The following is a 23,418-nucleotide window of genomic DNA, read 5'->3' on the forward strand; positions in this document are numbered from 1 at the left end:
CCGCTGTCGGTCCGCGTACATGATTGAAAGGATGAATCCGATGATCCGCAGCACACGACTGGCGCTCGCCGCGCTGTTGCTGACCGCGTTGGCCGGCTGTGGCGACAAGACGTCGCCGCAGACGGCCTCGTCGCGCGCGCCTTCGCTGTCCACCGTGGTGGTCAAGCCGGAGACCGCGCATCGCGAACAGGTCTGGGACGGCGTGGTCGAGGCCGTCAACGAGGTCACGCTGACGGCGCAGACCAACGCGCGCGTGCTGGAATTGCCTCACGACGTGGGCGACACCGTGGCCAAGGGCGACGTGCTGGTGCGCTTCACCGACATCGAGCAGAAGTCGGTGCGCCGCGCCGCGCAGGCGCAGATCGCCTCCGCGCAGGCGAACTTCCGCAATGCCGAGGCGCAGTACAAGCGCATCGCCGAGGTCTTTTCGAAGGGCCTGGTCGCGCGTTCGGATCTGGATCAGGCACGGATGCAGCGCGACGCCGCGCAGGCGGCGCTGCACGCCGCCCGCGCGCAGTACAGCGAGGCGGGTCAGCAGGTCGACTACACCGTCATCCGCGCACCGTACGCGGGCATCATCACGCATCGCTACGTGCATGTGGGCGAGGCCGTGCAGGCGGGGCCTCCTTCGCCGCAGCCGCTGATCGGACTGGAGTCGCTGAAGGATCTGCGGGTGACGGTGCAGGTGCCGCAGAGCGCCGTCGACGCGATCCGCAACCATCATCATGCCGAGATCATGCTGGGCGACGGCAAGCGCCTGGCGGCGAGCAAGGTCATCGTGTTTCCGTACGCCGACCCGAAGACGCACACCTTCAACGTGCGTCTGCTGCTGGACGGCTCGCATGCATCGCTGTATCCGGGCATGACCGTGAAGGTGGCCTTCGCGGTGGGCGCCGCGCAGCGTCTGCTGGTACCGGTCGCAGCGCTCTGGCATCAGGGCGAGATGACCGGGGTGTATGTGGTGCAGGGCGATAGCGTGCGCCTGATGCAGGTGCGCGTCGGCGAGCGCTTCGGCTCGCGCGTGGAGGTCGTGTCCGGCCTGGCGCCGAACCAGCATGTCGCCACCGATCCGGCGGCGGCGGCGCGGTACCTGTCCAGCGAGCGCGCGGAGCCGAAGGCATGAAGGGCGGGCTGGGTTTCTCCGGACGCATCGCGCGCGCCTTCCAGAACTCGCCGTTGACGCCGATCCTGGCGCTGGCGGCGCTGTTGCTGGGCCTGACTGCGGCGATCATCACGCCGCGCGAGGAAGAGCCGCAGATCGACGTCACCATGGCCAACGTGATGGTGCCGTTTCCCGGCGCCGACGTGCATGACGTCGAGAATCTGGTGACCTACCCGCTGGAGAAGAAGCTCTCCGAACTGCAGGGCATCAAGCACGTGTATTCGGTCAGCCGTCCCGGCATGGCCATGATCACGGTCGAGTTCAAGGTCGGCGTGCCGCGCCAGACCGCCATCGTTCGGCTGTACAACCAGGTCTTCCAGAACCGTGATTTCGTGCCGAAAGGGCTGGGCGTCGGGCAGCCGCTGATCCGGCCCATGGGCATCGACGACGTGCCGGTGATGGGGCTGACGCTGTGGAGCGACGATCCGCACCAGAGTCCGACCCAGCTGGCCGAGGTCGCGCATTCGCTGGAGACCGTGCTCAAGCGCATCAAGGGCACGCGCGACGTTTACACCATCGGCGCGCCTGACCGTGCGGTGGTGGTGCAGCTCGATCCCGCACGATTGGCTTCGTACGGCTTGTCGGTCAACGATCTGTCCTCGGCGCTGAAGGCGGCCAATCTGGTCACCCAGGCCGGCGACCGGGTCAGCCACGATCGCGACATTCCGGTCACCGCCGGCACTTTCCTGGCTGATGCCCATCAGATTCGCCATCTGGTCATCGGCCTGCATCACGGGCAGCCGGTGTTCCTGTCCGATGTCGCCAACATCCATCGTGGCGCGGACCTGCCTTCCAGCTATGTCTGGTACGGCGCGCCGAAGGGGCGGGCCGGGCCGGCCACCGGCAGCGCCCCGGCGGTTACCATCGCCGTGGCCAAGAAAGCCGGTACCAATGCGGCCGACATCACCACAGCCATTCGCGCGCGACTGAAGGCACTGCGCGGGGTGGTGATTCCCGACAACATGCACGTCACGGTCACACGTGACTATGGCCGCACTGCCACGGACAAGGCCGACAAGCTCATCCACAAGCTGATCTTCGCCACGCTTTCGGTGGTGCTGCTGGTGCTGATGACGCTCGGCTGGCGCGAGGCCATCGTGGTCGGCAGCGCCGTCATCATCACGCTGATGTTGACCCTGTTCGCGTCATGGGGGATGGGCTTCACCATCAACCGCGTGTCGCTGTTCGCGCTGATCTTCTCCATTGGCATCCTGGTCGACGACGCCATCGTCGTGGTGGAGAACATCCATCGGCACATGGCGCTGGGCGGACGAAGTCTGCGTCAGGCGATTCCGGAGGCGGTGTCCGAGGTCGGCGGGCCGACCATTCTGGCCACCTTCACGGTGATCGCGGCGCTGTTGCCGATGGCCTTCGTGTCCGGCCTGATGGGGCCGTACATGCGGCCGATCCCGATCAACGCCTCGGCCGGCATGCTGCTGTCGCTGGCGGTGGCGCTGATCGTCACGCCGTGGCTGGCGCTGAAGCTACTGCGCCATCACAAGCACGAATCGTCCGAAGGCGGCAGTGACGGCGATCACCATGTCGCTGCGCCCAAGGGCAGTCGTCTGCACCGGCTGTTCCATCGCCTGATGCACCCGTTCGTCTCCGGCGAGCGCGCCGCACGCCGCCGCCGGGTCCTGTTCGCGGTCATGGGGGCGCTGGTGCTCGGTGCGGCCGGACTGGTCGTGGTCAAGGCGGTGATCCTGAAGATGCTGCCGTTCGACAACAAGTCCGAATTCCAGATCGTGGTCGACATGCCGGAGGGCACCACGCTGGAGACCACCAACGCGCTGCTCGGCGATCTGTCGCGGGTCATCGCCAAGGTGCCGGAGGTGAAGGCCTACCAAGGCTATGCAGGCACGGCGTCGCCGATCACCTTCAACGGGCTGGTGCGGCAGTACTACCTGCGTCGCGGACCGATCGTGGGTGATCTGCAGGTCGAGTTGGTCGACAAGCACAAGCGCGAGCGCCAGAGTCACGAGATCGCGCTGGCCGTGCGTCCCGCGCTGCAGAAGATCGCCAAGCGGTTCGGCGCTTCGCTGAAGGTGGTGGAGGTGCCGCCGGGACCGCCGGTGGTGGCGCCCATCGTGGCCGAGGTCTACGGCCCCGACTACACGTCCGTGCGCAAGGTGGCGCGGGGGCTGGAGAAGGACTTCAAGGCCAACCCGGACATCGTCGACGTCGACACCAGCGTCGAGGCCGATTCGCCGCGCGAGGTCGTGGTGGTCGACCGCGCCCGCGCCGCGCGACTGGGTCTGAGTCAGGCCGCCATTGCGCAGACCCTGCGCACGGCATTGTCCGGCGAGGACGCCACGTATGTGATGGATGGGCACGCCCGCTACGCCGTGCCGGTGCGCTTGCGCCTGTCCGCCGCGGATCAGGCGTCGCTCAGCCATCTGCTGGCGTTACGCGTGCGTGCGCGCAGCGGCAAGCTGGTGCCGCTGTCGGAAGTGGTTTCGGTGCGCAAGGCGAACTGGGAGAAGGCGATCTACCACAAGGATCTGCTGCCCTACGCCTATGTCACCGGCGACGACGCCGGTGCCACCGACAGTCCGCTGTACGGCATGTTCTCGCTGGTCGGCAAGCTCGACGACAGCAAGATCGATGGCCACAAACTGTCGCAGTACTTCATCGACCAGCCGCCCAGCACCACGCACTACGCGGTGAAGTGGGACGGCGAGTGGCAGATCACCTACGAGACCTTCCGCGACATGGGTATCGCCTATTCGGTGGGTCTGATCCTGATTTACCTGCTGGTGGTCGGTCAGTTCCGCAGCTACGTGGTGCCGCTCATCATCATGGCGCCGATTCCGCTGACGGTGATCGGCGTGATGCCTGGCCATGCGCTGCTGGGTGCGCAGTTCACCGCCACTTCGATGATCGGCATGATCGCGCTGGCCGGCATCATTGTGCGCAACTCGATCCTGCTGATCGACTTCATCAACCACGCGGTCAGTGCAGGACGGCCGCTCAGCGAGGCGGTGATCGACGCCGCTGCGGTGCGCGCCAAGCCGATCGTGCTGACCGGCGTGGCGGCGATGCTGGGCGGGTTCTTCATCCTGGACGATCCGATCTTCCAGGGCCTCGCGGTCTCGCTGATCTTCGGCATCCTGGTGTCGACGGTGCTGACCCTGCTGGTCATTCCGCTGTTGTACTACGCTTGGCTGCATCGCCAGGGTGAGCATCCGCGCTTGCCGGGCACTGTGGTCGAGGAGGACTAACATGAGCGAGACACAGACGTTCGCCCTGTCGCTGGAGCAGGTCGACAACTACGAGTTCCGCGTGCGTTTCGACGACACGTCGGTGCCCGATCTCCTCACTGACGAGTCCGCGCCGTTGGGCGGCGACGCCGGGCCGAATCCGTCGCGCCTGCTGGTTACGGCGGTGGCGAACTGTCTGGCCGCGAGCCTGCTGTTCGCCCTGCGCAAGTTCAAGAACGATCCGGGTCCGCTGCGTGCCGAGGCGAAGGCGACCATGGACCGCAACGACAAGGGGCGCTGGCGGGTGGCACGCGTGGCGGTGGACCTGCAGCTGTCCGACGCGGCCGAATCGCTCGAGCATCTGCCGCGCATCCTCGAGCAGTTCGAGGACTTCTGCATCGTCACCCAGAGCGTGCGCGAAGGGGTCGAGGTGGACGTGCGCGTCACGGACGCGCAGGGCGCCGTGGTGCACTGAACGCGCATCACGGCGGCGTCACGGGGCTGTGCAATAATCGGCCACTTGTCTCCCACCCGATCCCGTCCATCATGTTCAGACGTCTTCGTTCGCTCGCCGTGGTCGCGGGCCTGCTGCTGGCCGCTCCGGCCGCCTTTGGCTGGGGCCCCGAGGGGCATGCCATCGTCGCCGACATCGCGCAGCGTCACCTGACGCCCGCGGCTGCCGCCGAGGTCCACCAATTGCTGGCGCTGGAAGGCAAGACGCGCCTCGACCAGGTTTCTTCCTGGCCCGACGAGATCCGCCGCGATCATCCCGAGACCGGACCGTGGCATTACGTCGACATTCCGTTGCGCGCGCCGGACTACAGCCGCCGTCGCGACTGCCCGCATGGCAACTGTGTCGTCGCCAAGCTGCCGCACTTCGTGCGTGTGCTGGCCGACCGCAAGGCTTCGCCGAAGGTGCGCCTGGAGGCGCTGAAGTGGGTCGTGCATCTGGTCGGCGATATTCACCAGCCGCTGCACAACAACGATCACGACGACAAGGGCGGCAACACCGTCAAGCTGATCTACTTCGGTGAACAGACCAACCTGCACCGGATCTGGGACACGGGCATCCTGGAGCAGGCCACGGGGCTGCGCATGAAGCCGGACTACAGCTTCGATCACGCCGCCACGCGCAAGCTCGCCCTGGGCATGGATCACGACATCGGCGCCGCGCAGCGCGCGCGCTGGACGCCGGCGCATGCCTGCAAGAATATCGATGCGGAAGCCGTGCGCTGGTCCGACCATGCGCATACGCTGGCACGCGATGTCGCCTACGCCGACCTGCCCGCGCGTCGCGTCGGCGACTGGGCGAAGGGCTACCAGGCCAAGGCCTGGCCGGTGGTGCGTACGCAGCTGGAGGCCGCCGGTGTGCGTCTGGGCGCCGTGCTCAATGCCGCGCTGCGCTGAGCGCATTTTCCGAATTTCGACGTAGCAAGGCCGACACCCGATCGGCCGTTCCGCAGGACAGTTTCATGACCCAACAGATTCGCCGCACCAAGATCGTCGCTACCCTCGGTCCCGCCACGGACGCGCCCGGCATGCTCGAGGCCATTCTCGAGGTCGGTGTGGACGTCGTTCGCTTGAACCTCTCGCACGGCACGCACGACGATCATCGCAAGCGCGCCGCCGCGGTGCGTAGCGTCTCCGCTGCCGTGGGTCGCGAAGTCGGCGTGCTGGCCGACCTGCAGGGACCGAAAATCCGCATCGAGCGATTCGCCGATGGTCCGGTGCAGCTCGAGCAGGGCGCGGCCTTCGTGCTCGATTGTCGCGACGATGCGCCGCCGGGCGATGCCACGCGTGTGGGCTGCAGCTACCTCGGTCTGCCCAACGACGTGTCCGAGGGCGACATGCTGTTGCTCGACGACGGCTTGGTCGCACTCGAGGTGAAGCATGTCGAGGGCACCGAGATCCACACCGAGGTCTCTGTGCCGGGCAAGTTGTCCGATCGCAAGGGGCTGAACCGCCAGGGCGGCGGTCTCAGCGTCGACGCGTTGTCGGACAAGGACCGGGCCGACATCAAGCTCGCCGCCGAGATCGGCGCCGACTTCCTTGCCGTGTCCTTCGTGCGCACCGCGCAGGACATGCACGAGGCGCGTCGCCTGCTGCGTGAAGCCGGCGGCGAAGCCTCGCTGGTGTCCAAGATCGAACGCGCCGACGCGATTCCGGTGCTGGGCGAGATCATCGAGGCCTCGGACGTGGTGATGGTGGCGCGCGGCGACCTGGGCGTGGAGATCGGCGATGCCGAACTGCCCGGTCTGCAGAAGAAGATCATCCGCGAGGCACTGCGTCTGAACCGCGCGGTCATTACCGCGACGCAGATGCTGCAGTCGATGGTCGAGGCGCCGATTCCGACCCGCGCCGAAGTGCTCGACGTGGCCAACGCCGTCATCGACGGCACGGATGCGGTGATGCTGTCGCAGGAGACCGCGGCCGGCGCGCATCCGGATCTGGCCGTGCAGGCCATGCGCCGGATCTGCCTGGGCGCCGAGCGTCAGTTCGAGCCGCAGGACGATCTGCGTGCGGAATCCCACAACCTGGATCGCAGCGATCAGGCGATCGCCCTGGCTGCGGTGTTCCTGGCCGCGCGGCTGGGGGTGCGCGCGATCGTCGCGCTGACCGAATCCGGCGCCACCGCGCAGTGGCTGTCCCGCTACCGTTTCGCGGTGCCGATCTACGCGCTGTCGCCCAGTGCCGAGGCGCGTCGCCGCATGCTGGTGCTGCGCGACGTCAAGCCGATCGCGTTCGACCATGGCCGCATGGACCCCGCGCACTCGGCGCGCGCCGCGGTGCAGAGCCTGTTCGAACTCGGCAAGCTGCAGCAGGGGGATCGCGTCATCCTCACGCACGGCGATCACACCGGTCACGGCGGCGGCACCAATACGCTGAAACTGCTTCACGTCGGGGCCCAGGGCATCGCCGAGAGTCTGAAGGACCTGTGAAGACCCATATCCCGGCTGCCGTCGCCGCGCTCCGCGCGCGCTAGACTGAAGCCGGAGATCCATCTGCCGGAGGCATGCCATGCATCGCACATCTTCTGTTCTGCTCTCGCTGATCGGCGCCGTCCTGGTCGCCGCGCCCGCCTTTGCCCAGACGCGCACGGTCGCGCCGGACCGGCTGCCCGGCTACTGGAACATGACCAAGAGTCAGGTCGACGGCCAGATACCCAATGTCGGACGAAAGCTCGACCAGCCGGGCTGTGCGTCGGTCAGCTACCTGATCGGCAGCGACGGTGTACCTCGGGACGTGAAAGCGCGCAAGGTCGTGCCCGCCGACAGCGACTTCGGCGCCATCGCCGTCAGCCTGGTGCGCAATTTCCGCTACGCCGCCAGCAGCGACAACACCGCCGATGTGCCGGTGTCGACCTATTACATCGTACGTTTCAACATGCCGCGCGACGCCGCTGCGCGCGAGGCCCTGCTCGCGCGGTGCAAGCTGCCCGGTTACGACAACGGCTGAGTGGGTCGGCGGCGGCGGTGAAGTCGGTCGTCAGGAAGGTCGAGAATGGCGCCGTTCTGGCCTATAATCCGCGCCTTTCCCACCCCATCCCAGGGGTGGTGTCCACGTTGCCAAGCGGTCTGACCGCAGTCACACCGACGGAGTCGTCATGAGCATCGAAGATCTGGAAAGCATCGCGCAGGCGATGGTCGCGCCCGGCAAGGGCATCATCGCCATCGACGAATCCACCAACACCATCCGCAAGCGCCTGGAGTCGGTGAACGTGGAGAACACCGAGGAGCATCGCCGCGCCTACCGCGAGATGCTGCTGACCACGCCGGATCTGGGCGATCACATCTCCGGCGCGATTCTGTATGACGAAACCTTGCGCCAGTCCACCAAGGACGGCGTGCCGTTCACGCGGGTTATGCGCGAAGCCGGCATCATCCCGGGCATCAAGGTCGACATGGGCGCCAAGCCGCTGGCCGGGTTCCCAGGCGAGCTGGTGACCGAAGGTCTGGACGGCCTGCGCGATCGCCTGGCCGAGTACGCCAAGTTGGGTGCGCAGTTCGCCAAGTGGCGCGCTGTGATCGGCATCGACGAGGACAGCCCCAGCTCGACCTGCATCGAAGCCAACTGCCACGCTCTGGCGCGCTATGCCGCGCTGTGCCAGGAAGCCGGCATCGTGCCGATGGTCGAGCCGGAAGTACTGATGGACGGCAACCACGACATCGACCTGTGCTACGAAGTCACCGAGGCCACATTGCGCAGCCTGTTCGGTGCGCTGTACGAGCACAACGTCATGCTGGAGGGCACGATCCTCAAGGCCAGCATGGTGATCTCTGGCAAGAACTGCGAGCAGCAGGCCAGTCGCGAGGAAGTGGCCGAGGCCACCGTGCGCTGCCTGAAGTCTACTGTGCCGGCTACGTTGCCGGGCATCGTGTTCCTGTCCGGCGGTCAGTCCGACGAGGACGCCACGGCGCATCTGAATGCCATGAATCAGATCGGTCCGCACCCGTGGCCGCTGTCGTTCTCCTACGGCCGCGCCATGCAGCAGGCGGCGTTGAAGCTGTGGGGCGAAGACATGCGCGGCAACTATGCCGCGGCGCAGAAGACCGTGGCGCAGCGCGCCCGCGAGAACGGTCTGGCCGCACTGGGTCAGTGGGAAGGCTGATCGCGTTCGATTCGATCCGGTTTTCACATAACAAAAAGGGCGGCCCGCAGGCCGCCCTTTTTGTTTTCCTTCGACGAAGGTCGATCAGAAGCGATACTCGAAGTTGACGGTATAGACACGGTTGCCGATGTCGACGCCGTCCTTCTTGATCTTGTAGTAGTCGAAGTTCACGCCAAGGCTGGTGTGCCGGCTGAAATCCACGCCCGTGCCCACGCCGGCGTACCAGTCGGTGGAGTGGGTGTTGTAGCCGTAGTGCTGGTCCGCGCGGTTGATCGCCGTGTCGGTTTCCTTGTAGCGCAGCTTCCACATGAACAGACCGCCGCGCGCCGAGATGTACCACATCTTGGTCGGATTGAAATGGCCGTTCAGACCCAGCGTCCAGCCGTCGCCGGAGAGCTTGTTCCGAATGGAGCTGTAGGCCAGCGACTGATTCGGGTCGTAGTAGTAGCTGGCATGCCCGGACACGCTGCCCAGGTCGACGTAGCCAGCTTCCACTCCGATGAATTGCGAACGCCAGCCTGCGTTGAGCTGGTAGCTGGCATGGGATGCGCTGCCGGCATCGGAGCCGTTGACGGTTGCATGGTAGTGAGCGCTTCCCGCGCCACCATTCACGAACCAGCCGGTGAGATCCTTGGCCTGGGCAGAAGCCGTCACGCACGCACCCGCGCACAGCAGCGCGAGCGCCGTCATTTTCTTGTTCAAGATGAATTCCCCTTATGTAGTAAGTTCCGTAAACATCCCGACCTTGCGCCGGGTTCCGTCCTTTCCGTGACGGTAGGTGGATTTTAGGGGAGGGTGGTGCCGCACACAAGAAAACGGGCGCCATGTGCGGCGCCCGTTTTCTTGAGGTATGTGCGAAACGATCTTAGAACCGCGCTTCGAAGCGCACGGCGACCTGGTTGCTGCTCAGGTCCAGATGCGTTCCCTGGTCGTTGTACTTGTCGTCCATGTAGTTGTAGTTGAGGCTCAGGCTGGTGTTGTTGGTGAAGTCGTAGCCGAAGCCGACGCCGGAATACCACGTGCCCTTGGTCTTGCTGTCGCTGTAGCTCAGACCGCCACTCTGGACGCCAACCTTGTTGTGGGCGTTGAAGTAGCCGCCCTGGACCATCAGGAACCAGTTCGGGGTGAAGTTGAACTTGGCGTTCACGCCGGCCTTGGCGCCGGACACCTTGGCCGTCACACGGCTGCCGAGGTAGTTATCGGCGAAGGTGCCCTGGTTGAGGTAGCCGACCTCGAAACCGACCTGTGCCATCGGCGACACGGCCCAGCGATAGCCGACGTCCATGCCATAACCGGTATCGGTGTCGTTGGAGGCGCTCATGCCCTGCAGGCGGGACTGGCCGGCCTGGACGCTGACGAAGGCGCCGTCGCCGGGCTGTGCAGCCATGCTGAGGGCCGGGGCTGCGGCGCCGGCGGCGATCAGGGCGAGAGCGAGCATGTTCTTGTTCATCGTGGAGTTCCTTCTGTGGTTGTTAGTGATGGGCCATGGCGCTGGTCGTTGGACGCGATGCGTTCGAGTTGTCTGCGGTGGTTTTTCGAATCATGGCGGAGCGTGCGATGGCCGTGCGCCATGCGGGACCGAGTCGGAGAACCGAGCCCGTTTCGGGGCGCGGAGTATAGCCAGACCGGATCGTCTTTTTTGCAGAACGCGTTCACACAAGCGGGCGAACGCCGTGATGCACGGCGCTCGCCCGTCATGTGCGTCAAGCCGACCGCTCCGGCCGCAGGGGCGCGGGGCGGTTGGTGACGGCGTGGACTGGATCAGAACCGGTATTCGGCGCTGACCGACACCAGATTGGTGCTCAGGTTCACGTGGTCCTTCTTGGCCTGGTAGTAGTCGTAGTTCAGGCCCAGGCTGAAGTTGTTGGTGAAGTCATAGCCGAAGCCGACGCCGCTGTACCAGTCGGTTTTGTCCAGGCTGCGATACAGCGGGTTCTGATCGTTGCTCAAGCCGTGGCCCTTCCACTGGTAGATGCCGGCGCGAGCGCTGGCGTACCAGTTCGGGGTGAAGTTGTACTTGCCGTTCACGCCGAAGGTCCAGCCGTGCAGCTTCGACTTCGGATTGGCGACCACCGGGTTGCTGTTGAAGGCGTTCTTCAGCTTGATGTTGCCGAGGTCGTTGTAGCCGGCCTCCACGCCCAGCGCCGTATTCGGGGCGACGGCCCAGCGGTAGCCGCCGTTGATGGCGTAGCCGGTGTCGTTGCCGTCATACGGACCCTTGTTCAGCTTGGCCTGGCCGACCTTGGCGCCGAGGAACCAGCCGCCGTTGTCGGTGGGGGCGTTCTGCGCGAAGGCGGGCACGGTGGCCATGCCGGCGGTGACGAGTGCGAGAGCAATCAGCGTCTTTTTCATGGGGGATGTCTCCTTCGATCTTTTTTGTGTCGGCTCGGGGTAGCCGGTGGGCGGATGAACTTCGACCGTCGGCCCACGACGACGGCTTCGGATGGATTAGATAGGGGCCCGCATGAATGGTTCCAATACCGATCGGTTTAGAATTAAGTGAGCGTTAATCAGCCTGAACAGGGCGCCCACACGGCGACAGCGACGGTCATATCGGCGACAATGGGCGCTTTCGTTGCCACGCCCCTCGCATTCTGGAGATTGACGATGCCGAACCGCCGCGAACTCGCCAACGCCATCCGCGCTCTTGCCATGGACGCCGTGGAGAAGGCCAAATCCGGCCACCCCGGCATGCCCATGGGCATGGCCGATATCGCCGAGGTGCTGTGGAACGACTTCTACCGGCACAACCCGGGAAACCCGGCCTGGTTCAATCGGGACCGCTTCCTGCTCTCCAACGGTCACGGTTCGATGCTGCAGTACGCGCTGCTGCATCTGGCCGGCTATGACCTGTCGATGCGCGAACTGGAGAACTTCCGCCAGTGGCATTCGAAGACACCGGGACACCCCGAGGCGGCGGACACGCCGGGCGTCGAGACCACGACCGGCCCGCTGGGTCAGGGCGTGGCCAACGCGGTCGGTTTCGCGCTGGCGGAGAAAGTGCTTGCCGAACGCTTCAATCGTCCCGGTTTCGATCTGGTCGACCACCACACCTGGGTGTTCGCGGGCGACGGCTGCCTGATGGAGGGCATCTCGCAGGAGGCCATTTCCCTGGCCGGCACGTGGAAGCTGGGCAAGCTGGTGATGGTCTATGACGACAACAACATTTCCATCGACGGCGAGGTGCCGGGCTGGTTCACCGACGACACCGCCGCGCGTTTCGAGGCCTGCGGCTGGCACGTGATCCGCGATGTCGATGGCCATGACGCCGCGCAGATCAAGACCGCACTGCAGGCGGCAAAGGACGAGACCGGCAAGCCGAGTCTGGTCATGTGCAAGACCCTGATCGGTTTCGGTTCGCCGAACAAGGAAGGCAAGGAAAGCAGCCACGGCGCCGCGCTGGGCGCGGACGAGATCAAAGCGACGCGCGACATGCTGGACTGGCGTCATGAGCCGTTCGAGATTCCGCAGGACATCTACGACGGCTTCGATGCGCGCGAGGCGGGCAAGCAACGCGAGAGCGTGTGGGGCGATCTGCTGGCCAAGTACGCCGAGGCCCATCCCGAACTCGCGGCGGAGTTCACGCGCCGCATGAATGGCGAGTTGCCGTCCGATTGGGCGGCGAAGGCCCAGGACTACATCGCCAGGACGCAGGCCGAGGGTCCCGAGGTCGCCTCGCGCAAGGCGTCGCAGATGGCGCTCAATGCATTCGGTCCGCTGCTCCCCGAGTTGATCGGCGGCTCGGCCGACCTGGCCGGTTCCAACCTGACGATCTGGAAGGGTTCGCGCAGCGTCACCGAAGCCGGTCCGGACGTGAACTACATTCACTACGGCGTGCGCGAATTCGCGATGACCGCGATCGGCAACGGCCTGGCGCTGCATGGCGGCTTCATTCCGTATGACGCCACCTTCCTGGTGTTCTCCGACTACGCGCGCAACGCCGTGCGCATGAGCGCGCTGATTCCGGCGCATTCGATCCACGTCTATACCCATGATTCCATCGGTCTGGGCGAGGACGGGCCGACGCATCAGCCGATCGAGCATGTTGCCAGCCTGCGCTACATCCCCAACAACCATGTCTGGCGTCCGTGCGACGCAGTGGAGTCGGCGGTGGCGTGGAAGGCGGCGATCGAGCGCGGCAACGCGCCGTCGTGCCTGGTCTTCTCGCGCCAGACGCTCAAGCACGAGCAGCGTTCGGGCGAGCAAGTGGCGCAGATCGAGCGCGGTGCATACGTGCTGCATGACCCCGCCGACACGCAGTTCCAGGCGATCCTGATCGCCACGGGTTCCGAGGTCGGCCTAGCCATGGAGGCGATGCGTCATATGGCCGATCAGGGCGTTCCGGTGCGCGTGGTCTCGATGCCGTGCGCCGAGGTCTTCGATGCGCAGCCGCTGGAGTACCGCGAAGGCGTGCTGCCGGGCCACTGCCGCGCGCGCGTCGCGGTGGAGGCCGGGACCGCCGACTACTGGCGCAAGTATGTGGGCCTGGACGGCGAAGTCATCGGTATGACCACCTTCGGTGCCTCGGCACCGGCCGGCGTGCTGTTCGAGAAGTTCGGCTTCACGGTTGCGAACGTGGCCGATGCCGTGCGGCGCGTGATCGGTTGAGCCACTCAGCGCAATTCAGCAACGGATGCAAACGTGCCCGAATGGCGTTCGCTTGTCGGGCTGAGTCGTCAGTTGCGCGAGTATCGTGGACGGAGTCCGGATATGAACATCTAAATTCGTGACTCTGGTATGACGGATCTAGCCCAACCTCCACGTTTCATTCGTGTTGCTTCGGGAGTGCTTGTCGTCTTCGCGATGCTCGCGCTCGGGCTCGGCATGGTCTTCTCACCCGGTCCGGTGCGTCAGGCACTGTTTATGGCTGGCATGACATTGATGGGGACCTTCATGATGGTCCAAGTGTATTCCGCGTTCCGGTTTCATGTCTTTCAAGGCCCGTCGGGCAGTTTTATTAAACGCCGGGAGAGCCCCGTTATTTTTTGGACGGCCCTGCCTTTCTATGCCATTTGCAGCCTGTTGTTCGGCGTGATGCCTTGGGTCTCACTGATCAAGAAAGCTTTTGTCTGGGGTCTTGGGTGAATCATGTGCAAGTCGAAGGGGTGACGATCGAAGTCGGGCTTGTCGAGATCCTGAATATCGCGCTTTGATTCATGTCCATGATGCGATCTAGACACGACGATTGTCGTGCGGCGTGATCGGCTGACACGATCTGGTGGTGAACCTGTAAGCTAGGTCCGCTCCGGATTTCGGAGGTTCGTCGCCAGAACCTCCTGCTCTGGCGACGAACCGGCACACATTCCCGTGTGCCAGCCTACGGCCTTATCTTCCACTCTCCGTCGTTACCGGAAGGCATGGCCCTGCGCATATCGATGACGCAGCCCACCCGGATGCACCCGGATGCGCTTTGCTTGTCTAGGCAGCAGCATGGCCGGAGTGCGCGGATGCGGGATGTGGTTTCAAGCAAAGAAGAAGTGCCTCGGCCGGCTTCACCCGGTCGAAACCACATTTGTGAAGTTCATGGTCAGGCCCGGTCGAGTTTGGACCGATAGCGAGCCGTCATCCGGTCAGCGATGAGCGGCCAGCTCCGCGATGACCGCGTCGAGCCCAGTTTCCCATGCAGGAAGTTCGACATCGAATGTCTCGCGGATGCGTGCGGTGTCGAGCACCGACCAGGCCGGACGCTTCGCCGGAGTCGGAAACTCCGCGGTGGTGATGGGCTCGATCTGCGGTGTGCGATCCAGTAGACCGGCTTTCGCGGCCCGCTCCATGATGGCGCGGGCGAAACCGCACCAGGTGGTCTGGCCATCGGCGACCAGATGGTAGACGCCGGACTGCGCGCGTCGGGTCATCGTGTCAGCGTTCAGCCAGCGTCGCAGCACGTGTGCCGTGGTGGCCGCGATCAGGTCGGCCGAGGTCGGGGTGCCGTGCTGGTCGTCGACCACGGTCAGGCGATCGCGCTCGGCGCCCAGGCGCAGCATGGTGCGAAGAAAATTGCGGCCGTGTGCGTCGTAGACCCAGGCTGTGCGGAGGATAAGGTGATCCGCGCCGCTGGTGGCAAGCGCCTGTTCGCCGGCCAGTTTGCTACGGCCGTAGGCGCCGGCCGGTCCCGTGGGGTCATTCTCGCGCAGGGGGCGATCGCCGACGCCGGGGAACACGTAATCGGTGGAATAGTGCACGACCGGGACGCCGGCCTGTGCGGCCCAGCGGCCGAGCGCAGCGACGGCATCGGCGTTCACGCGCTGCGCCAGCGCTTCCTCGCTCTCCGCTTTGTCGACAGCCGTGTAGGCGGCCGCATTGACGATCACGTCCGGTTGCGCGGCGTCGAGAACCGTCGACAAGGATGAAGGTTCGCTGAGGTCGAGCGCGATTGCGGGAGTCGGGCGGTCGAGCGTCCCGTCACGGGTGGCCGCGACGAGTTCGCCGAGCGGAGCCAGTCGGGTCAGCAGGGCCGAGCCGACCTGGCCACGCGCGCCGGTCACCAGAATGTTCATGCAGCATATTCCGGGAGTCGATCCGCCGGCACGTCGGCCAGCAGCGGCGCGCGCGCGTCCTTGTCCGAGAGCAGCGGGTCGCTGAGCGGCCAGTCGATGCCCAGCGCGGCGTCGTTCCAGCGGATGCCGGCATCGGCCTTGGCGTCGTAGAGCGCCGTGCACTGGTAGGTGAAGGTGGCGTGTTCGGACAGCACGCAGAAACCGTGCGCGAAGCCTTCAGGGATCCAGAAGTGGCGGTGGTTCTCGGCGCTGAGCATGGCGGCGGCCCAACGGCCATAGGTGGGCGAGCCGCGGCGGATGTCGACGGCCACGTCGTAGACCTCACCTTCCAGTACGCTGACCAGCTTGCCCTGTGGATTCGGCCACTGGTGATGCAGACCGCGTAGCACGCCGCGTGCCGAGCGGGAGACATTGGACTGCGCAAACGACGGTTTCAGTCCGAGTTCGGCAAAGGTGGCCTGATTGTAGCTTTCGTAGAAGAAGCCTCTGGCGTCGCCGAACACTTTCGGCTCCAGCACGCAGACGCCGGGGAGGTCTGTGTCGATGCGCTTCATCGTACAGCGCCCTGTTCGACCAGATGCTTCAAGTAACGACCGTACCCGGTCTTGCTCAGCGGCTTGGCGAGTTGCAGTACCTGCTCGGCGTCGATCCAACCGTTGAGGTAGGCGATTTCCTCAGGGCAGCAGACCTTCAGGCCCTGACGCTTCTCGATGGTGGCAATGTAGTTGGACGCTTCGACCAGCGAGTCGTGAGTCCCGGTGTCGAGCCAGGCGTACCCGCGGCCGAGCTGTTCGAGCATCAGCGAACCGTCTTCGAGGTAGCAGCGGTTGAGATCGGTGATCTCCAGTTCGCCGCGCGCGGAGGGCTTCAGGTCGGCGGCGAAGTCGCTGACGCGTTCGTCGTAGAAGTACAGGCCGGTCACGGCGTAGTTGGAACGCGGCTTGTCCGGCTTCTCCTCCAGGCCGATGACGCGCCCGTCGGCATCGAACTCGGCTACACCGTAGCGTTCCGGGTCGGTCACGTAGTAGCCGAACACAGTGGCGCCATGCTTGCGCTGGGTGGCGCGACGGAGCAGGTCGGTCAGACCGTGGCCGTAGAACAGGTTGTCGCCGAGGATCAGGCAGCTCGGGTGGCCGTCGAGGAAATCGCGGCCGATGTGGAAGGCCTGTGCCAGGCCGTCCGGGGAAGGCTGCACGGCGTACTGGATGTCGAGTCCCCACTGCGAGCCGTTGCCAAGCAGACGTTGGAACAGGGCCTGTTCGTGCGGAGTGTTGATCATCAGCACTTCGCGGATGCCGGCCAGCATCAGCGTGGCCAGCGGGTAGTAGATCATCGGTTTGTCGTATACCGGCATCAGCTGCTTGCTGACGGCCTGCGTGATCGGATACAGCCGCGTGCCGGAACCGCCGGCGAGAATGATGCCGCGCGTGTGCTTCATGCCGTCTCTCCTTCGCCCAGGCGCTGCATGCGGTAGCTGCCGTCGAGCACGTGCCGGACCCAGTCCTGGTGCTCCAGATACCAGTCAACGGTGCGACGCATACCGGAGTCGAAGCTTTCGCTGGGGGTCCAGCCGAGTTCATTTTCCAGCTTCGATGCGTCGATGGCGTAGCGCCGATCATGACCAGGTCGGTCGGTGACGAAGGTGATCAGCTCTTCGCGCTTGCGTCCGTCGGCGAGCGGCTGATGCTCGTCGAGCAGCGCGCAGAGCGTCTTCACGACGACGATGTTCTCGCGCTCGGCATTGCCGCCGACGTTGTAGGTTTCGCCGACCCGACCGGCGTCGAGCACGCGGCGGATCGCAGCGCAATGGTCGCCGACGTAGAGCCAGTCGCGCACGTTGCGGCCGTCGCCGTAGACCGGCAGCGATTCGCCCGCCAGCGCCTTGTGCAGGATCAGCGGAATGAGCTTTTCGGGGAACTGGTACGGGCCGTAGTTGTTGGAGCAGTTGGTGGTCAGCACCGGCAACCCGTAGGTGTGGTGGAACGCGCGCACCAGATGATCCGAGGAGGCTTTCGAGGCCGAGTAGGGCGAATTGGGCGCGTACGGCGTGGTCTCGGTGAACTTGCCGGTATCGCCCAGCGAGCCGTAGACCTCGTCGGTGGACACGTGCAGGAAGCGGAAGGCATTGCGGGCGTCGCCTTCCAGTTCGCGCCAGTAATCGCGCGCGGCTTCCAGCAGCGCCAGAGTGCCGACGACGTTGGTCTGCACGAACTCGGCCGGTCCGTCGATGGAGCGGTCCACGTGCGATTCGGCGGCGAAATTGACGATGGCGTCGGGACGATGCTCGCGCAGCAGGCGTGGCAGCAGCTCGCGGTCGCCGATGTCGCCCTGCACGAAAACGTGCGCGTCGTTGCCTTGCAGCGACGCCAGGGTTTCCGGGTTGCCGGCGTAAGTGAGCTTGTCCAGATTCACCACGCGCAGGCCGTCCGCCACCGCCTGCAGTACGAAATTCCCGCCGATGAAGCCGGCGCCGCCCGTTACCAGAAGAGTTTTCATCAAGCTCGGTCCTCAAGCCTTGTCATGCGCGGATGGCATGATCCGCGTCGTGTTATCCGTTCAGTGAAACACACTTTCGCTGAAGCGGGCGTATCGCACGTCCCGCTTCGGACGGCTCAGCGCGCGCCGGTGCCGCGGACGCGTAACGCGGCCACGGCCGGCAGTTCCTTGCCTTCGAGGAATTCCAGGAAGGCGCCGCCGCCGGTGGAGATATAGGACACGCCGTCGGCGATGTCGTACTTGTCGACAGCCGCCAGCGTGTCGCCGCCGCCGGCGATGGAGAACGCGTCCGAGGCGGCGATGGCGCGCGCCAGGGTTTCCGTGCCCTTGCCGAAGGCGTCGAACTCGAACACGCCGACGGGGCCGTTCCAGACCACCGTGCCGGCGGCCGCGATGCGCTCGGCATACTGGCGCGCGGTGTCCGGGCCGATATCCAGGATCATTTCGTTGTCGCCGACCTTGTCGACGGGCTTCACGGTCGCCTTGGCCGTGGCCGAGAAGGTGTCCGCGACGACCACGTCGACCGGAATCGGCACTTCCGCGCCGCGTTCGCGGGCTTGTTCGATGACCTTGCGCGCGGCGTCGATCAGGTCCTTTTCCATCAGCGATGTGCCGACGGCGTGTCCGGCCGCGGCTATGAAGGTGTTGGCGATGCCGCCGCCGACGATCAGCTGATCGACGCGGCCGACCAGATTCTCCAGCAGCGTCAGCTTGGTCGAGACCTTGGAGCCGGCGACGATCGCCAGCAACGGGCGACGCGGATCGTCCAGCGCCTTGCCCAGCGCATCCAGTTCGGCCGACAGCAGCGGGCCGGCGGCGGCCACCGGCGCAAAGCGGATCACGCCGTGCGTGGAGGCCTGGGCGCGATGCGCAGTGCCGAAGGCGTCCATGACGAACACGTCGCACAGTGCGGCGTATTTCTTCGAGAGCGTCTCGTCGTCGGCCTTCTCGCCGACGTTCATTCGGCAGTTCTCCAGTAGCACGACCTCGCCCTCGGCCACGTCCACGCCGTCGAGGTAGTCGCGTTCCAGGCGAACGGGTGCGCCCAGCGCCTCGCCCAGCCATTCGGCGACGGGAGCCAGCGAGGCCGCCTCGTCGAACGTGCCTTCCTTCGGACGGCCCAGATGCGAGAGCACCATGACCTTCGCGCCGGCGTCGCGCGCGGTGCGCAGCGTGGGCAGCGCGGCCTGCAGGCGCTGGGTGGAGGTGATCCGGCCGTCCTGCAGCGGTACGTTCAGGTCTTCGCGGATCAGCACGCGCTTGCCGCGCAGATCGAGGTCGCTCATGCGGATGATGGACACGGAAATTTCCCTCGCAAAACAAGGCCGGAGGCCGTCGAAGCGGACTATTGTCGGCGGCCTCGGTGCGTGGATGCAAATGGATGCCGGCGGTCGCGAGGGCGACAGCGCCGCGGGGACATGCGTAGAATGCCGCGATCTGCACTTTCACCGCATGGCAGGGATCGGGAGCGACCCATGAACAACGATCTGACGCTGTACGGATACTGGCGTTCCAGCGCCGCTTATCGCGTGCGTATCGCGCTGGAGCTGAAGGGACTGACGTACGAGAATCGACCGGTGCACCTGGTGCGCGACGGCGGCCAGCAGCACAGCGAGGACTATCGGCGGATGAATCCGCAGGAACTGGTCCCGACGCTGAAGCACGGTCAGCGTGTCATCACGCAGTCGCTGGCCATCATCGAATATCTGGACGAGATCTGGCCGGACGGCCCGCCGCTGCTGCCGGCGGTGCCGCGCGATCGCGCACATGCGCGGGCCATGTCGCTGCAGCTGGCCTGTGACGTGCATCCGCTGGGCAACCTGCGGGTGCTGCAGTATCTGGAAAGCGAATACGCAATGCCGCAGGTCGAGCGCGAGAACTGGGTCCGGCACTGGATCGAGGTCGGTTTCCACGCGCTCGAGGCCATGCTGACGCAGAGTCCGAACACCGGAACCTACTGCATGGGCGACAGCCCCGGACTGGTCGATATCTGCCTGGTGCCGCAGGTCTACAACGCGCACCGGTGGCGTGCGTCGATGGATCCGTATCCGACTATCCGCCGTATCCACGAAGCCTGCCAGGCGCTGCCGGCGTTCCGCGCCGCGGCTCCCGAGGCGCAGCCGGACGCGGCGCGATAGCCCGTCGTGCCCCGTGCGCTACTCGCCGCGGGGCATGACGGATCCGAGCGTTCCTCAGAACGCTCCGTAGGGGTCGGATTCGCTCAGTTCGGCGCTGTCGTTGCCGCCGCCCTCGGCCAGACGCACCTTCAGCGCCAGGCCGTCACGGGAATCGGCCTTGGACAACGCTTCTTCCAGTTCGATGCGGCCTTCCTTGTACAGCGTGTACAGGGACTGGTCGAAGGTCTGCATGCCGTCCTGCAGGCTGCGGTCCATGGCTTCCTTGATGTCGTGCACCTGGCCACGGCGGATCATGTCGCGGATCAGCGGCGTGTTCAGCAGCACTTCGACCGCCGGAATGCGGCGCCCGTCCTTGCCCACCACCAGACGCTGACTGATGACGGCCTTCAGGTTCAGGGCCAGGTTCATCAGGATGTTCTTGTGCGCCGATTCGGGGAAGAAGTTGAGAATGCGCTCCAGGGTCTGGTCGGCGTTGTTGGAATGCAGCGTCGCCAGACACAGGTGACCGGTCTCGGAGAACGAGATCGCCGCCTCCATGGTCTCGGTGTCGCGGATCTCGCCGATCATGATCACGTCCGGCGCCTCACGCATCGCGTTGCGCAGGGCCTCGTGATAGCTGTGCGTGTCCAGGCCGACCTCGCGCTGGTTCACGATCGACTTCTTGTGCCGGTGCAGGTATTCGATCGGATCCTCGATGGTGAGGATGTGGCCGGGCTTGTTGGTGTTGCGATGATCGATCATCGCCGCCAGCGTGGTCGACTTGCCCGAGCCGGTTGCACCGACCACCAGGATCAGGCCGCGCGGCTCCATGATGATGTCCTTGAACAGCGCGGGCAGCTGCAGTTGCTCGATGTCCGGGATGTCGCTCTTGATCGCGCGGATCACCATGCCGACTTCGCCGCGCTGCTTGAACACGTTGATGCGAAAGCGGCCTGCGTCCTTCACCGCCAGCGCCATGTTCAGCTCCAGGTCACGCTCGAACTGCGGAACTTGACCCTCGTCCATCAACGAGTAGGCGATCTTCTTGACCATGCCGTTGGGCAGGCCGGTGTTGCCGAGGGGGTACAGCTTGCCCTCGACTTTGATGTTGACTGGAGCGCCTGTCGTCAGAAACATGTCCGACGCCCCCTTGTCGACCATCAGCTTGAGAAAGTAACCGATGTCCATTGGCGACCGTGTGGATTACCTGATTGATGATGATAGATTGTGCGGGTTCACCCTACGCGCAAAACGTCGCAAAGGTCACGTTTTCATGCTCCGAAAGCACGCCAACGCTTCCATCCCGTTCCGCGCCCTGTCCTGGGCGACCGCGACGGCCATCGTAACGCTATTGGCCTCTTGCGCCAGTATACCGCCGCCGACTTCGACCATGAGTCGCGCGCAGTCCAGCTTGCAGGCTGCGCAAAAGGCGGGAGCCGGTGACGCCGACCCGGTCGATCTGGAATTCGCTCGCGGCAAGTATCAGCAGGCGCAGACGGCGCTCGGCAACGGCAAGAATGCGCTGGCGGCCGATCTGGCGAACGAGTCCATCGCCGATAGCCAACTGGCGCTGACCAAGGCTCGTCTGGCCACCTTGCGTGGGCAGATCAGCGCACAGACCAAGGAAAACGCCCGGCTGCGCAAGCAGCTGCTGGAGCGTGCCGCCAAGGCGCGACCGGCGGCCGTGCCGCAAGCGCCATCCTCCTCGGATGTGCAGGAGCTGCCGCAGACCGTGCTGCCTGCGCCGGCCAGCCCCGCGCCCGCCAGTTCGTCCGATGCCGTGCAAGAGGGACAGTAAATGAATCTGCGCATGATCCGTTTGCTGGCCGCCGCCAGCCTGGTTCTGCTGTGTGCCAATGCACTGGCTGCACACAAGGACGATCTCGATGTTCAGCGTCTGACCACCAGCCTCAATCAGCTCGACAACGATCCGAGCCTGGGGCACTACGCGCAGGCCGAGCGCTCGCTGGCCCGCGTGGCCGTGCAGCGTCTGGCAGATGCCAGTTCGCGCGAGCGTCCGCATGCCCTGTATCTGGCCGAGCGCAGCGTCGATCAGGCCAAGGCCTCGGCGCAGCTCGAGGACGCCCAGCACCAGCTCAACCAGCTCGATCGCGAGCACGACAAGATCCTGCTTCAGGCCAGCCGACAGGATGCCGAGGCCACGCGTCGCGAGCTCGAGCGTCAGCGTCTGGAGAACCAGCTCGCGGCCGAAGAGACGCAACGTTTGCAGGCCGAGGGGCAGGCGTATTCCGAGGCGGCCGAGCAGGCGCGTGCGGAAGCCGAGCAGGCCAAGAAGCTGGCGGCGGCGCAGTCGCGCTCCGCGGCGCTGGCGCGCAAGCAGGCCAGTCTCGCCGTGGCCGCCGCGCGCGCCCTGCGTGCGCGCATGGAGGGCATGACCGCCCACCAGGGCAGCAAAGGCAAGCAGATGACCGTGACCGGCGATGCCTTCGCGCCCGGCCAATCTACACTGCGTCCGGAGGCGCGCCAGCATCTGGGCAAGCTGATCCAGTTCGTGAAGAGCCAGCCGTCCAAGCCGATCCGCATCGAGGGCTACACCGATGCCACGGGTTCGGCCTCGGCCAACAAGGCGCTGTCGCTGCAGCGCGCGCAGGCTGTGCGCAATGCCCTGATCGCAGCCGGTGTTCGGGCGTCACGCATGAGTACGGTGGGCATGGGCGAAGCCGATCCCGTCGCCTCCAACGCCACGGCGTCCGGTCGTGCCATGAACCGTCGAGTCGTGGTCATTCTGCGCGATCAGTAGGCGGTTTCGGCCGCTGCGGCCTATGGTCGCGGCGGCATTGCAAGTGCATGATTTAACGCGTTATTCACACGGTTCGTGATGCTGCACGGCAGGCTTGCGCGTCGTCGTCGAGCGGAGTAGGGTCGAACTGCCGCGGGCCATTTCTGCGTCCGCGGGTTTTGAGGCGACACCCATCATGCATGTACCCGTCCAGCATTGCGTTCTCGACCCGGTCCGGGTGCGAGACGCGGCTGCGTGCATGCCTTTCTCCCCATGCGTCGACGCGGCCGGCTCCCGGACTGCGGGCGCACTTGCACGACAGGAGAACGATCCATGTTCGAAAACCAGTCTCACGAGGATCTGGAAGCCTTGATGAAGGCCGATACGGAATTCCGCCGTCTGTATCGGCATCACCAGGAACTGGACAGCAAGGTCCAGGACGCGGAACTCGGCGTGCTACCCATGGATGACGTCACGCTAGCCTGCATGAAGAAGGAAAAACTGCAGGCCAAGGATCGACTACTGCGAATGTGGGGCGAACGATACGCCTCCGTACACTGATTCGAGCATTTCTGGATCTCAGCAGCGTTCCCGTTG

The 23,418-nt window shown here is 65.2% G+C and carries 22 protein-coding genes; 13 read left to right on the forward strand and 9 right to left on the reverse strand.

What is annotated here, in order from left to right; all coding sequences use genetic code 11:
* Positions 1 to 40 precede the first annotated feature (40 nt).
* The 7 genes from BTJ49_RS05450 (at position 41) to BTJ49_RS05480 (ending at position 8,971) form a co-directional block, all read left to right on the forward strand.
* Positions 41 to 1,123, forward strand: coding sequence for an efflux RND transporter periplasmic adaptor subunit (locus BTJ49_RS05450; RefSeq protein ID WP_240601739.1), 1,083 nt, complete (start codon positions 41 to 43; stop codon positions 1,121 to 1,123).
* A complete protein-coding gene (locus BTJ49_RS05455) occupies positions 1,120 to 4,383 on the forward strand; it encodes an efflux RND transporter permease subunit (protein ID WP_113064347.1) in 3,264 nt (1,087 codons plus the stop codon). The genes BTJ49_RS05450 and BTJ49_RS05455 overlap by 4 nt, the downstream gene beginning before the upstream one ends.
* Before the next feature lies 1 nt (position 4,384).
* Positions 4,385 to 4,837 (forward strand): OsmC family protein, encoded by a 453-nt coding sequence (locus BTJ49_RS05460; RefSeq protein ID WP_113064348.1) that lies wholly within the window; start codon positions 4,385 to 4,387, stop codon positions 4,835 to 4,837.
* 71 nt (positions 4,838 to 4,908) lie between these two features.
* Positions 4,909 to 5,769, forward strand: a complete 861-nt coding sequence (locus tag BTJ49_RS05465; protein ID WP_206098370.1) for a S1/P1 nuclease — start codon at positions 4,909 to 4,911, stop codon at positions 5,767 to 5,769.
* A 65-nt stretch (positions 5,770 to 5,834) separates the two neighbouring features.
* Positions 5,835 to 7,301, forward strand: a complete 1,467-nt coding sequence (gene pyk / locus BTJ49_RS05470; RefSeq protein WP_113064349.1) for a pyruvate kinase — start codon at positions 5,835 to 5,837, stop codon at positions 7,299 to 7,301.
* A gap of 79 nt (positions 7,302 to 7,380) precedes the next feature.
* Positions 7,381 to 7,818 (forward strand): energy transducer TonB, encoded by a 438-nt coding sequence (locus BTJ49_RS05475; protein WP_113064350.1) that lies wholly within the window; start codon positions 7,381 to 7,383, stop codon positions 7,816 to 7,818.
* A 148-nt stretch (positions 7,819 to 7,966) separates the two neighbouring features.
* Complete coding sequence (locus BTJ49_RS05480) at positions 7,967 to 8,971, forward strand: class I fructose-bisphosphate aldolase (RefSeq protein ID WP_113064351.1); 1,005 nt, start codon at positions 7,967 to 7,969, stop codon at positions 8,969 to 8,971.
* A gap of 84 nt (positions 8,972 to 9,055) precedes the next feature.
* Here the strand turns inward: BTJ49_RS05480 and BTJ49_RS05485 are convergent, their stop codons facing one another.
* The 3 genes from BTJ49_RS05485 to BTJ49_RS05495 form a co-directional block, all read right to left on the reverse strand.
* Positions 9,056 to 9,673: an outer membrane beta-barrel protein gene (locus BTJ49_RS05485; RefSeq protein ID WP_240601740.1), complete on the reverse strand. Its 618-nt coding sequence runs from the start codon at positions 9,671 to 9,673 to the stop codon at positions 9,056 to 9,058.
* A gap of 163 nt (positions 9,674 to 9,836) precedes the next feature.
* A complete protein-coding gene (locus BTJ49_RS05490; RefSeq protein ID WP_113064353.1) occupies positions 9,837 to 10,421 on the reverse strand; it encodes an outer membrane beta-barrel protein in 585 nt (194 codons plus the stop codon).
* A 311-nt stretch (positions 10,422 to 10,732) separates the two neighbouring features.
* Positions 10,733 to 11,323 carry a porin family protein gene (locus BTJ49_RS05495; RefSeq protein ID WP_113064354.1) on the reverse strand — a complete coding sequence of 197 codons (591 nt, stop codon included), beginning with the start codon at positions 11,321 to 11,323 and terminating at the stop codon, positions 10,733 to 10,735.
* Positions 11,324 to 11,578: 255 nt separating this feature from the next.
* Here BTJ49_RS05495 and tkt point away from each other — a divergent pair, with 255 nt between their 5' ends.
* Together tkt and BTJ49_RS05505 are read left to right on the forward strand one after the other, a co-directional pair.
* The gene (gene tkt, locus BTJ49_RS05500) at positions 11,579 to 13,579 is read left to right on the forward strand and encodes a transketolase (RefSeq protein ID WP_113064355.1); all 2,001 of its coding nucleotides are present in this window, start codon (positions 11,579 to 11,581) and stop codon (positions 13,577 to 13,579) included.
* A 129-nt stretch (positions 13,580 to 13,708) separates the two neighbouring features.
* On the forward strand, positions 13,709 to 14,056 hold the full coding sequence (locus BTJ49_RS05505; RefSeq protein WP_146742282.1) for a hypothetical protein: 348 nt from the start codon (positions 13,709 to 13,711) through the stop codon (positions 14,054 to 14,056).
* Positions 14,057 to 14,541: 485 nt separating this feature from the next.
* Here the strand turns inward: BTJ49_RS05505 and rfbD are convergent, their stop codons facing one another.
* From rfbD to BTJ49_RS05530, 5 genes are all read right to left on the reverse strand, one after another.
* Positions 14,542 to 15,468 (reverse strand): dTDP-4-dehydrorhamnose reductase, encoded by a 927-nt coding sequence (gene rfbD / locus BTJ49_RS05510; RefSeq protein WP_113064357.1) that lies wholly within the window; start codon positions 15,466 to 15,468, stop codon positions 14,542 to 14,544.
* Positions 15,465 to 16,022, reverse strand: coding sequence for a dTDP-4-dehydrorhamnose 3,5-epimerase (rfbC, locus tag BTJ49_RS05515; protein ID WP_113064358.1), 558 nt, complete (start codon positions 16,020 to 16,022; stop codon positions 15,465 to 15,467). The genes rfbD and rfbC overlap by 4 nt, the downstream gene beginning before the upstream one ends.
* Complete coding sequence (gene rfbA, locus BTJ49_RS05520) at positions 16,019 to 16,906, reverse strand: glucose-1-phosphate thymidylyltransferase RfbA (RefSeq protein ID WP_113064359.1); 888 nt, start codon at positions 16,904 to 16,906, stop codon at positions 16,019 to 16,021. Before rfbA ends, rfbC begins: the two co-directional genes overlap by 4 nt.
* Entirely contained in the window at positions 16,903 to 17,964 is a 1,062-nt protein-coding gene (gene rfbB, locus BTJ49_RS05525) for a dTDP-glucose 4,6-dehydratase (RefSeq protein ID WP_113064360.1), read from the reverse strand. The genes rfbA and rfbB overlap by 4 nt, the downstream gene beginning before the upstream one ends.
* 116 nt (positions 17,965 to 18,080) lie before the next feature.
* A complete protein-coding gene (locus tag BTJ49_RS05530; protein WP_113064361.1) occupies positions 18,081 to 19,265 on the reverse strand; it encodes a phosphoglycerate kinase in 1,185 nt (394 codons plus the stop codon).
* 174 nt (positions 19,266 to 19,439) lie between these two features.
* Here BTJ49_RS05530 and maiA point away from each other — a divergent pair, with 174 nt between their 5' ends.
* Positions 19,440 to 20,102: a maleylacetoacetate isomerase gene (maiA, locus tag BTJ49_RS05540; RefSeq protein ID WP_113064363.1), complete on the forward strand. Its 663-nt coding sequence runs from the start codon at positions 19,440 to 19,442 to the stop codon at positions 20,100 to 20,102.
* A gap of 54 nt (positions 20,103 to 20,156) precedes the next feature.
* Here the strand turns inward: maiA and BTJ49_RS05545 are convergent, their stop codons facing one another.
* Complete coding sequence (locus BTJ49_RS05545; protein WP_113064364.1) at positions 20,157 to 21,269, reverse strand: PilT/PilU family type 4a pilus ATPase; 1,113 nt, start codon at positions 21,267 to 21,269, stop codon at positions 20,157 to 20,159.
* A 202-nt stretch (positions 21,270 to 21,471) separates the two neighbouring features.
* Here BTJ49_RS05545 and BTJ49_RS05550 point away from each other — a divergent pair, with 202 nt between their 5' ends.
* From BTJ49_RS05550 to BTJ49_RS05565, 3 genes are all read left to right on the forward strand, one after another.
* Positions 21,472 to 21,879 (forward strand): DUF4398 domain-containing protein, encoded by a 408-nt coding sequence (locus BTJ49_RS05550; protein ID WP_168184674.1) that lies wholly within the window; start codon positions 21,472 to 21,474, stop codon positions 21,877 to 21,879.
* Entirely contained in the window at positions 21,880 to 22,842 is a 963-nt protein-coding gene (locus BTJ49_RS15725; RefSeq protein WP_168184675.1) for an OmpA family protein, read from the forward strand.
* 312 nt (positions 22,843 to 23,154) lie between these two features.
* The gene (locus BTJ49_RS05565) at positions 23,155 to 23,382 is read left to right on the forward strand and encodes a YdcH family protein (RefSeq protein WP_113064366.1); all 228 of its coding nucleotides are present in this window, start codon (positions 23,155 to 23,157) and stop codon (positions 23,380 to 23,382) included.
* Positions 23,383 to 23,418: the final 36 nt, after the last annotated feature.

Source organism: Oleiagrimonas sp. MCCC 1A03011, from assembly GCF_003267965.1.
Taxonomy (GTDB): Bacteria; Pseudomonadota; Gammaproteobacteria; order Xanthomonadales; family Rhodanobacteraceae; genus Oleiagrimonas; species Oleiagrimonas citrea.

Coding starts and splice junctions, on each gene's coding strand:
- BTJ49_RS05450 (WP_240601739.1), top strand. CDS start 41: ATGATCCGCAGCACACGACTGGCGCTCGCCGCGCTGTTGCTGACCGCG.
- BTJ49_RS05455 (WP_113064347.1), top strand. CDS start 1,120: ATGAAGGGCGGGCTGGGTTTCTCCGGACGCATCGCGCGCGCCTTCCAG.
- BTJ49_RS05460 (WP_113064348.1), top strand. CDS start 4,385: ATGAGCGAGACACAGACGTTCGCCCTGTCGCTGGAGCAGGTCGACAAC.
- BTJ49_RS05465 (WP_206098370.1), top strand. CDS start 4,909: ATGTTCAGACGTCTTCGTTCGCTCGCCGTGGTCGCGGGCCTGCTGCTG.
- pyk (WP_113064349.1), top strand. CDS start 5,835: ATGACCCAACAGATTCGCCGCACCAAGATCGTCGCTACCCTCGGTCCC.
- BTJ49_RS05475 (WP_113064350.1), top strand. CDS start 7,381: ATGCATCGCACATCTTCTGTTCTGCTCTCGCTGATCGGCGCCGTCCTG.
- BTJ49_RS05480 (WP_113064351.1), top strand. CDS start 7,967: ATGAGCATCGAAGATCTGGAAAGCATCGCGCAGGCGATGGTCGCGCCC.
- BTJ49_RS05490 (WP_113064353.1), bottom strand. CDS start 10,421: ATGAACAAGAACATGCTCGCTCTCGCCCTGATCGCCGCCGGCGCCGCA.
- BTJ49_RS05495 (WP_113064354.1), bottom strand. CDS start 11,323: ATGAAAAAGACGCTGATTGCTCTCGCACTCGTCACCGCCGGCATGGCC.
- tkt (WP_113064355.1), top strand. CDS start 11,579: ATGCCGAACCGCCGCGAACTCGCCAACGCCATCCGCGCTCTTGCCATG.
- BTJ49_RS05505 (WP_146742282.1), top strand. CDS start 13,709: ATGACGGATCTAGCCCAACCTCCACGTTTCATTCGTGTTGCTTCGGGA.
- rfbD (WP_113064357.1), bottom strand. CDS start 15,468: ATGAACATTCTGGTGACCGGCGCGCGTGGCCAGGTCGGCTCGGCCCTG.
- rfbC (WP_113064358.1), bottom strand. CDS start 16,022: ATGAAGCGCATCGACACAGACCTCCCCGGCGTCTGCGTGCTGGAGCCG.
- rfbA (WP_113064359.1), bottom strand. CDS start 16,906: ATGAAGCACACGCGCGGCATCATTCTCGCCGGCGGTTCCGGCACGCGG.
- rfbB (WP_113064360.1), bottom strand. CDS start 17,964: ATGAAAACTCTTCTGGTAACGGGCGGCGCCGGCTTCATCGGCGGGAAT.
- maiA (WP_113064363.1), top strand. CDS start 19,440: ATGAACAACGATCTGACGCTGTACGGATACTGGCGTTCCAGCGCCGCT.
- BTJ49_RS05545 (WP_113064364.1), bottom strand. CDS start 21,269: ATGGACATCGGTTACTTTCTCAAGCTGATGGTCGACAAGGGGGCGTCG.
- BTJ49_RS05550 (WP_168184674.1), top strand. CDS start 21,472: ATGAGTCGCGCGCAGTCCAGCTTGCAGGCTGCGCAAAAGGCGGGAGCC.
- BTJ49_RS15725 (WP_168184675.1), top strand. CDS start 21,880: ATGAATCTGCGCATGATCCGTTTGCTGGCCGCCGCCAGCCTGGTTCTG.
- BTJ49_RS05565 (WP_113064366.1), top strand. CDS start 23,155: ATGTTCGAAAACCAGTCTCACGAGGATCTGGAAGCCTTGATGAAGGCC.